General features: G+C 37.2%; 3 protein-coding genes and 1 pseudogene. 3 read left to right on the top strand and 1 reads right to left on the bottom strand.

Annotated elements, in window-relative coordinates; genetic code table 11:
* Positions 1-1,166 (bottom strand): RNA-guided endonuclease InsQ/TnpB family protein (locus PN470_RS20455; protein ID WP_272105011.1); only part of this gene is annotated, 1,166 nt, incomplete at its 3' end.
* A 265-nt stretch (positions 1,167-1,431) separates the two neighbouring features.
* Between PN470_RS20455 and PN470_RS20450 the strand changes: the two are divergent.
* The 3 genes and pseudogenes from PN470_RS20450 to PN470_RS20440 all read left to right on the top strand — a co-directional run.
* Positions 1,432-2,217: pseudogene (locus PN470_RS20450) on the top strand (amidohydrolase family protein); the annotation flags it as partial.
* 108 nt (positions 2,218-2,325) lie between these two features.
* Entirely contained in the window at positions 2,326-4,428 is a 2,103-nt protein-coding gene (locus PN470_RS20445; protein ID WP_271937045.1) for a carotenoid oxygenase family protein, read from the top strand.
* Between the two features lie 14 nt (positions 4,429-4,442).
* Positions 4,443-10,154, top strand: a complete 5,712-nt coding sequence (locus PN470_RS20440; RefSeq protein WP_271937047.1) for an AAA family ATPase — start codon at positions 4,443-4,445, stop codon at positions 10,152-10,154.
* Positions 10,155-10,173: the final 19 nt, after the last annotated feature.

The following is a 10,173-nucleotide window of genomic DNA, read 5'->3' as shown; positions in this document are numbered from 1 at the left end:
TTTCCCGAAGGATTTTTCGCACCTGCCTTAACAGATTTACTCTGTTCTGGTCTTATGGTCGCTCTACAGACTGACACCGCAAGCCCTGCGGCCAAAATATTTTTACTAGCGTTAATATCTCGGTCATGGTGAGTCCCACAGCTTGGACAATCCCACTCTCGAACATTTAACGGCATTTTCTCAGCAATATACCCGCAATTACTACACCTTTTAGAACTAGGAAACCATCTATCTATTTCGATGTAATTTCTCCCATACCAACGGCATTTATAGGCTAATTGTCGGGTAATTTCTCCCCAACTAACGTCAGATATTGCCTGAGATAACTTGGGGTTTTTGACCATATTCTTGACGGCTAAATTCTCAACCACAATCGTTTGGTTTTCACGAACTAATTGAGTGGTTAGCTTATGTAAATGGTCTTTTCTACTATCAGTAATTTGGGCGTGAATTCTGGCTACTTTGATTTTTGCCTTTTCCCGATTTTTTGACCCTTTCTGTTTTCTAGAAAGATTTTTTTGCGCTTTTCGCAGTCTCCGATAATGTTTCTTAAAATGCTTGGGATTAGATACTTTGTCACCATCGCTGGTAATCACAAGGCTACTAATTCCTAAGTCAATTCCGATGGCTTTATCTGTTACTTGTAAAGGCTTAATCATTGGGTCATCAAATCTAATTGAGATATGCCAACGTCCAGAAGGATGTAATCTGACTGTTACTGTGCTTGGTTCACAGCTTTCTGGGATTTGTCTTGACCATCGAATAGGTAAAGGTTCTGTGCATTTAGCTAAATAGATTTGTTTGTCTTTGAACTTAAAAGCAGATTTGGTAAATTCGGCACTTCCTCCCTGATGTTTTTTCTTAAAGTTAGGATACTTAGTACGACCAGCAAAGAAATTAGTGAAAGCTGTTTGTAGGTGTCTTAACCCTTGTTGTAAAGGTACACAGCTAACTTCATTGAGAAAGTGTAATTCTTCTTGTTTTTTCCACTCGGTCAACATTGAAGAAGTTTCAGTATATCCTACTCTTTCTTGTCTTTCATACCAAGCTTGTGTTCTGAGATGGAGAGCTTTGTTGTAAACTAATCTTACACAGCCCAGAGTGCGCCGCAATAGCGACTCTTGTTCGGGTGTGGGGTAAAATCGAAACGAATAGGCTTTTTCCATACCTCACATTTTAGCATATATTTTGTAAACGATGCTTATATTTAACAGTAAAGCCGTCGTAGAACGACGGGGTTTCAGACCCAAATTTTCGATGAAGAATCATTTTAAATTCAATCGCTTCCATTCGTTAAGTTTAATAAAGTGCTGTATCAAGTTTAACCCAATCAATCCATGGAGTTTTAGGGGATGAAAAAAAAGCCTAAAAAAAGCGATCGCTTTTTCCCAATCAAATATAATTTAGGTAGAAAATTGCCGAAAACCCTCTATGCTCAACGGGTACAAAATTATTGATGCTGATTCCCATGTCATTGAACCCCCCGCAATGTGGGGACAATACCTAGAACCTAAATTTAGGGAATTTGCTCCTTCTGCTGACATGAAAATCAAAGGAGAACCGATTAGTCAAAAAATCTCCCCACAAGTACAAGCAGAAGGGAATAAGCAGATGAGGCAAGCTCATCCCCATGCTTATCTCAATCGCTATAATCCGGAATCCCATGTTCAAGCAATGACACAAATGGGGGTAGATAGGGCTTTTATTTATCCTACCTATGGACTGTGGTTATTTGCCATTGATAGCCTACCCGCCGAAGTGATGGGGGCTTTTGTCCGTGCCTATAATAGATGGTTATTAGAAGAATATTGTAGCTATGACCCGGCCAGACTCAAAGGAGTCGCTGCAGTCAATCAACATGATCCCGAAGACATGGTAAAAGAGCTACACCGCATGGCAAACTTGGGCTGGAAGGCGGTTTTTTTGCGCCCTAATCCCGTTAAAGGTAGAATTTTGAGCGATCGAGCCTATGAACCCTTTTGGACGGCCTGCGAGGATTTGGACATGGCTGTAGGAATTCATGAAGGCACTCATAGCCGCTTACCCACCACTGGTGCAGAGCGGTTTAATAGTCGGTTTGCGCTTCATGCTTGTTCTCACCCGATGGAACAAATGATGGCACTGTTAGCCTTAATTGAAGGGGGGGTTTTAGAACGTCATCCTCAGCTAAGAATCGGATTTTTAGAGTCGGGCTGCGGTTGGTTTCCCTATTGGTTATGAAAGCTTGACGAAGAATACAAAAATTTATAGTACGATATAAAGAATAAGATTAGGTTGAACTTAATCCAAGTATTTTCCCTATCAATCTCAGATTATTAAGATATTATGACTGAAAACCCCAATAATTATAGTTCTAACTTACCTTCTGGTTGTCCCTTGATCCCAGAATCAATCATGACTGCGAATAGATGTGAACACACGGAGCTTAACTTAGAGATTGAAGGGCAATTACCAGAAGACTTGCAGGGTCATTTTTTTATGGTCGCACCAGTAGGAACGGTTGATTCTGGGGGTACCCCTTTTCCCGATGGCGACTCATTGTTGAATGGCGACGGTATGATTTACCGACTCGATTTTGATTGCCCCGGTGAAGCAAAGATAACAACACGATTAGCTAAGCCCCCTGATTATTATGCAGACAAGGCAACCTTCTTGAAAAGCCAATACCAAAAGTATAGATTTCGCAATCATGGAATTGTCCGCTTTTCTTACGCACTTGGATTTCGTAATGAGCTAAATACAGCTTTTCTAGTTATGCCATCAGGAAAGGAAGATGTTCTAGATCGTTTATTAGTGACCTATGATGGAGGCCGTCCCTACGAATTAGATACAGAAACCCTTGAAGTTGTTACACCTGTTGGCTGGAATCAAGAGTGGCGGGCCGAAATGAACAAACCACAATTTCCTTTCAAGACGATTTTGAGTACCGCCCATCCTGCTTTTGATAGTAATACGGGTGAAATGTTTACTGTAAATTATGGCAGAGCTATTATGAATCTGCTAAAGAGGCTCCCTTTTGCCATTGAATTAGATGAACTCCCCAAAGACATTTACCAATTAATGAGGGCAATCATTGGTTTTTATAATGCTAATATGTTGCGAAATATTTTTCAGTTGAATATTATGTGGGCTCAAGGTATTTTGCAACAGGCCATAAATGTAATTAAATATTTGCTTGGGGAAGATATTGAGAATTTTGTCTATCTGCTTCGCTGGGATGGGACAGGTAACTTAGAGCGTTGGAAGTTAAGACTTCCCGATGGTTCACCAGTAAAAATTGAACAAACCATCCATCAAATTGGAGTCAGCAAAGATTATGTGATTTTAATGGACACAGCTTTTATTGTCGGTTTAGAGCAGTTAATAAACAATCCAATACCAGAGAATAAACAACTCGAAGAATTAATCAGAAACTTACTCGAAAGCCCGAATCGACCGGATTCATATATTTATATTGTACGTCGTAGGGATCTCATCTCAGGACAGTACCCGATTGATTCTGACAAGGAAGTGACTGTCATCGCTAAAAAACTCATCATTCCTTTACCAGCTGCTCACTTTTTAGTTGATTACGAAAATCCTGATGGAAAGATTACGCTTCATGTTGCTCACATTGCTTCTTGGGATGTGGCTGAGTGGATTCGTAAATATGACTTATCGGCTTACCCACCCTATCATCCAATCGCCAAGCGGGTTTATTCTATGGAACCCAGTGAGATGGATATTAGCCGTTTGGGACGCTATGTAATTGATGGAAACCGAGGAGAAGTCATTCAATCAAATGTTATCTACTCATCTCCCTATACTTGGGGAACGGGTTTATACGCTTACCGAGATCGATTATCATCAGGAAGGCAACCCAAACGACTTGATGATATTTATTGGATTTCCTTTGGACTTTGGCAGGAAACGATGACAAAGTTTCTCTATGATTTATATAAAGATGCCCCCTACCGAGCAGCGCCTTCGGAGGATTTACTGAATTTAGCGAAACAAGGCGTTCCATCTTCCCTGTTTCGATTACATACCTCAGATGATTTCCTGAAGATTGCCGATTCTTATCAGTTTCCTAGGGGATATATTGGTGGTTCTCCTCAGTTCATTCCTCGCCGTGCAAGCGAAGAAAATTCTACAGAGGGTTACATCATTTGTAGTGTTTTTACCCCTCGTAGTAGCGAATTTTGGATTTTTGATGGGGGGGATCTGGCCAAAGGTCCTTTGACTAAGCTAAGACATCAGGATCTAAATTTTGGTTATAGTTTGCACACGGCTTGGCTTCCTACAATTGGTCGCCGTCGAGTGAGTTACAATATCCCTGTCAAATCGGATTTTCAGCAGTTGGTAAACGACAGTTCCCCCGATATTCAAAAACTTTTTGAAGATGAAATATATCCCTTCTTTCCATCAGATAATGGACATTTAGTGTAGGAGATAAAGATTCGATGTTCGCTCTTCCTAACTATGAGATTAATCACAAGATTCACGAAGGGGTTAAAAGCGTCGTTTATCGGGGTAAATCTTGTCAGAAAGAACAGCCCGTAATCATCAAAGTTCTCAAAGCTGAATATCCCTCCATAGAAGAGATCGTCTGTTGGAGACAGGAGCATGAAATTATTCAAAATTTAAACTATGATGGGGTAGTTAAATCCTATGGTTTGGTTAACTATCGTCATGTTTTTGCCCTAATTCTCGAAGATTTTGGTGGTCAATCTTTAGCTGAATTTTTAACAACCCAACACCTTTCTATTTCTCAGTTTTTAACCATTGCTATCTCCTTAGCAGACATCTTAATTAAGATTCACCAAGTTCCCATTATTCATAAAGACATTAAACCCAGTAATATCCTCATCAACCAAGAAACAAAACAGGTTAAATTGACTGATTTTAGCATTGCTTCTAACCTAACATTTGAGCGGCAAACTATTACCAATCCTCGTTTTTTACAAGGAACACTAGCTTATATGTCCCCAGAACAAACGGGACGAATGAATCGCAGGATTGACTATCGCAGTGATTTTTATTCTTTGGGAGTGACCTTTTATGAAATGCTCACAGGAATGTTGCCCTTTAGATATCAGGATTTGATGGAGTTAGTTCATTGTCATATTGCGAAACAACCTCCTCCTTTAGAACAATTCTCAGTTCCGCCGATGATTTCTAACATTGTTAGAAAACTAATGGCAAAAAATGCAGAAGAGCGTTATCAAAGTGCTGCTGGACTCAAATTTGATTTGGAAACTTGTTTATGTCAACTAGAAAAACAGAGCCGGCTTAAGATTTTTGCTTTGGGAGAACGGGATTATCCCAATCAATTGCTGATTCCTCAAAAACTCTATGGAAGAAGTCAAGAAATAGTGAGATTACTAGAAGCATTCAAACGAGTAGCACACCCAAAAGTAGTAGGAGTAGAAAAAGTTGAATTTGCCATCGAAATAATGTTAGTCTCTGGTTATTCAGGAATTGGTAAGACATCCATTGTTAATGAAGTTCAAAAAGCAATTGTTGAAGCAAGAGGATATTTTATTAGGGGAAAATTTGAGCAGTTAAAACGCAATATTCCTTATCTAGCTCTAATTCAAGCATTTCAAGAATTGATTCGCCAGTTATTAACTGAAAATCAGAGGGAAATTGAAGGTTGGAAAGACCATATTATCAGGGCTATTACGCCAAATGCTCAAATTATTATCGATGTCATTCCTGAAGTTGAATTAATCATTGGTAAACAGCCAGAAGTTCCTCAATTAAACTCTCTAGAAGCTGAAAATCGTTTTAATCAAGTTTTTAAAGAGTTCATCAAGGTTTTTTGTACTCCTAATCATCCTTTGGTAATTTTTCTTGATGATTTACAATGGATAGATTCGGCATCCCTAAAATTATTGCAACTTATAGTGACCGATAAAAGAGGCAAATATTTGTTTTTTATTGGTGCTTATCGAGATAACGAGGTTAGTTCAACTCATCCCTTAACCTTGATGCTAGAGAAACTAAAAACTACCCATTTAGTGATCAATCATCTTGAAATTCAACCCTTATCTTATGACAATGTTCGACAATTAATTGAGGAAACTTTTAACGGTAAGGTTAATAGGGATGAGCTTAAAGATTTAGCCGAGTTAATTTTTTATAAAACCCAAGGCAATCCTTTCTTTATCTCTCAGTTTCTTAAAACTTTATACAGTGAAAATTTAATAACCTATCAAGTCAATATAGATCGTTGGATTTGGTCTAGTGAGGCTATACAATCTGTCGGTATTACTGATTATAATGTTGTGGAATTAATTGTTAGAAATATTGGTAAACTTCCTGAAAAAACGCAACAACTAATCAAATTAGCTGCTTGTATTGGCAACTCTTTTAGTTTAGATTTATTGGCATTTGTTCAACAAAAATCTATCTCCGCTACAGCGAAAGAATTAGCGATAGCTCTTCAACAAGGATTTATTTTACCTCAGTCAGAAGACTATAAACTTCCTTTATTGTTCGATCAGATAGAATACCAACAGTTAAATTTAGAAAATGTAGAGATTAAATACAAATTTTTACACGATAGAGTACAGCAAGCAGCCTATTCACTTATTCCCGAATCAGAACGAAAAGCAAATCACTTGCAAATTGGTCAATTTCTTCTCAAAAAGACAACTCCTCAAGCTCAAGAAAACAAATTATTTGACATAGTTAATCAACTCAATTTTGGGATTGATTTGTTAAAAGATACCTCAGATAAAGAACAGTTGTGTCAATTAAATTTAAGGGCGGGAAAGAAAGCTAAATCGGCTAATGCTTACCAAGCTTCAGTCAATTATTTACATTTTGCTTGTCAGCTTTTATTATTAGATAGTTGGCAAAAGCAATATGAGCTTACCTTTAATATTTATCTTGAATTAGTAGAAGCTCACTATCTGAATACTAATCTAGAAACGGCTGATAATCTCTGTGATTTTGCTTTACTGCACGTCCGAGGTCCTTTAGAACAAGTTAAATTTTACGAAATAAAGATTAAAATAAACTTGGCTAGAGGCGCAATAGATTTAGCTCTAAATAACGGACAAAAAGCTTTAGAAATTTTAGGCATATCTTTAGTGGAATCACCACCACAAGCGTTAAACATTGAAAAATTAGCCAGATTAGGAGTGATGAAAGAACCTAATAAGTTGATGGCAATGAAGATTTTTAGTCTTATTTATGCTCCTGCTTGTTTTGCCGAAAGTTCTATAGCATTACCAATTCTCTATACTGAGATTACCCTATCCCAGCAGTATGGCAATTCACCCCCAGTCGTTTATGCTTATGCTGTTTATGGAATTATTGTCTCTTGGCTCATGTTAGATATTGATTTAGCTTATCAACTTGGACAATTATCTTTACGGGTTTTAGAGAAATTAAATGCCAAGGATTTTTGGTCGAAAGCTTATGTCTCAATTTCTATTAATATAACCTATAAAAAACATCATATTAAACAAACGCTTGAACCCCTTAAGAAATCTATACAAAAGGCTCTGGAAGTTGGCGATCTTGAATTTGCTTGCCATGGGGCCAATTTCTACTGCGATCATTTATTATTTGTAGGGAATAACTTAGAATTCGTTCACAATCAGCAAAAACAATATATTGATTTTATTGCTCAATATCAGCAAGAACATCCCTTAAATTTAATCAAAATATGCGCCCAATTTGTTGAAATTTTAGTAAATGAATCAGTCGTCAAAAACTTGACGGGTACTATGCTCGACGAGGAAAAGTCTTTAAGGCAGTTACTCCAAGTTAACAATCGAATTTCTGTCTTTAATATTTATCTTTATAAAGCTTGGCTTTGTTACTTGTTTAAAGATTATCCTCAAGCAATAGAAAACACTAGGATCGCCCTTGAATATTCAGGTTTTGTGAAATCAGAAATTATTTTTACAGAACATAATTTTTATTATTCTTTGGCATTACTAGCTCAATATCCATCCCTCGACCAAAAAAATAAAAAACAATATCTTAAACAAGTCCAAGAAAATCAGAAACTGATGAAATGTTGGCAGGATCATGCCCCGATGAATTTTCAGCATAAATACAATTTAATACAGGCAGAAATAGCTCGTGTTTTGAGAAAACCTTTGACAGCAATGAAATATTATGATAGTGCTATAGCAGGAGCAAAGAAATATGAATTTATCCATGAAGAGGCTTTAGCTTATGAACGTGCCTCTGAATTTTATTTTACTTTAGGTAGAGAAGAAATCGGTAAACTATATCTCAGAAATGCTTATCATTGTTACATTCGTTGGGGTGCAAAGGCCAAAGTTAAACAATTAGAAGAAGAATACCCTCAATATTTATTAGGCATTAGCAATCAAAACAAATCTAAAGGACTGAGTACCACCATTTCAACCACTGGTAATGATGGAGCAGTTCTTGATTTAACCACTATTCTTAAAGCCTGGCAAGCGATTTCTGGAGAAATTAAACTAGAAAATCTCCTAACAAATTTAATGAAAATTGTCATTGAAAATGCAGGAGCGCAGAAAAGTTGTCTGATTTTAGAACAGGAAGGAAATTGGGTCATTGAAGCTCAAGGAACAATTGATCAAGAAACGCTTAATATCTTACAGCCGATTCCCATAGAATCTATCGACCATGATCATTCAATTCCTATCTTACCCACCAGTATTATTTACTATGTAGCTCGGACAAAAGAAACTATCGTTTTAAATGATGCCACTTCATCAGGTCAATTTACCAACGATTCTTACATTATTGCTAAAAAAACTAAATCCATTCTTTGTAATCCTTTACTCAATCAAGGTCAATTAAAAGGAATTGTTTATTTAGAAAATAATTTAACAACAGGCGCATTTACCTCAGAAAGGGTTGAACTATTAAATATTCTAGCAGCTCAAGCTGCTATCTCTATTGATAACTCCAGACTCTATCAAACCTTAGAACAAAGAGTAGAAGAACGGACAAAAGAACTCACAAACACTTTAGAGGTACTGAAAGCAACCCAAGCAGAACTTATCTTTGAAAATGACCTACTTAAAAGTGCTGAACAACCTCCCAAATTTGTCTATCAAGTGGGGGGCAGTTTACCGATGGATGCACCGAATTATGTGGTTCGACAAGCTGATCGCAATCTTTATAAAGCTCTCAAACAAGGTCTATTTTGCTATGTTTTAAATGCACGTCAAATGGGAAAATCTAGCTTAATGGTGCGGATGATGAGCCAATTACAAAAGGAGGGAATTAGATGTGCAGTAATTGACTTAACTCGGCTAGGAACAGACAATATTACCCCCGAACAATGGTATAAAGGATTAGCCGTTGATCTGCTCCGCAGTTTTGGATTAATCAAAGAATTGAAAACTTTTAAAGCTTGGTGGAGTGAACAATTAGACCTGCCTCCTGTACAACGATTAGGAGAATTTATAGAAAATTTTCTTCTAGTTAATAACGATTTTAATCAGCGGCAATCTGGAAAATCGACTGTTATATTTATTGATGAAATTGATAGCATTTTAGGGTTAAAATTTGATGTCTCTGACTTTTTTGCTTTAATTCGTTCTTTTTATAACCAGAGAGCGATTCAACCTCAATTTCAAGAGCTAACTTTTGCCTTTTTTGGTGCTACCACACCTTCAGCTTTAATTACTGACCCCCAGAAAACACCTTTTAATATTGGTAACGCTATTGAATTAGCAAGTTTTAAAGAACACGAAGCTCAACCTTTATTATATGGGTTAACAGAAAAAGTCAGTAATCTTCAGACAATGCTCAAACAAGTCTTAAGCTGGACGGGAGGGCAACCTTTCTTAACTCAAAAACTCTGTCAACTGATGCGGGATAGTGAGCAACCAATCCCCTCTAATCAAGAAGAACAATGGTTGGCCAACTTAGTAGCAGAAAAAATTATTCAAGATTGGGAGATGCAGGATCAACCCGAACATTTAAAAACCATTCAAGATCGCCTTCTTCAAAGTCCAAACCGACCCCAGTTATTAACCTTGTATCGACAAATCCTACATCAAGAAGCAATACAGATTGATAACAATCCCTATTTACCTGAGTTATTTTTATCTGGATTAGTGGTAAAACGCCATGGAAAAATGGACGTTCATAATCGGATTTATCAGACGATATTTAATAATCATTGGCTTGAGCGATTGCTATCTTAATACCATGGTTCAAAAATTT

The sequence above is a fragment of the Microcystis sp. CS-574 genome (assembly GCF_028329095.1).
Classification (GTDB): Bacteria; Cyanobacteriota; Cyanobacteriia; order Cyanobacteriales; family Microcystaceae; genus Microcystis; species Microcystis ichthyoblabe_A.
The sequence above is the reverse complement of the archived record's forward strand: the minus strand, read 5'-3'. Positions and strand labels throughout refer to the sequence as shown.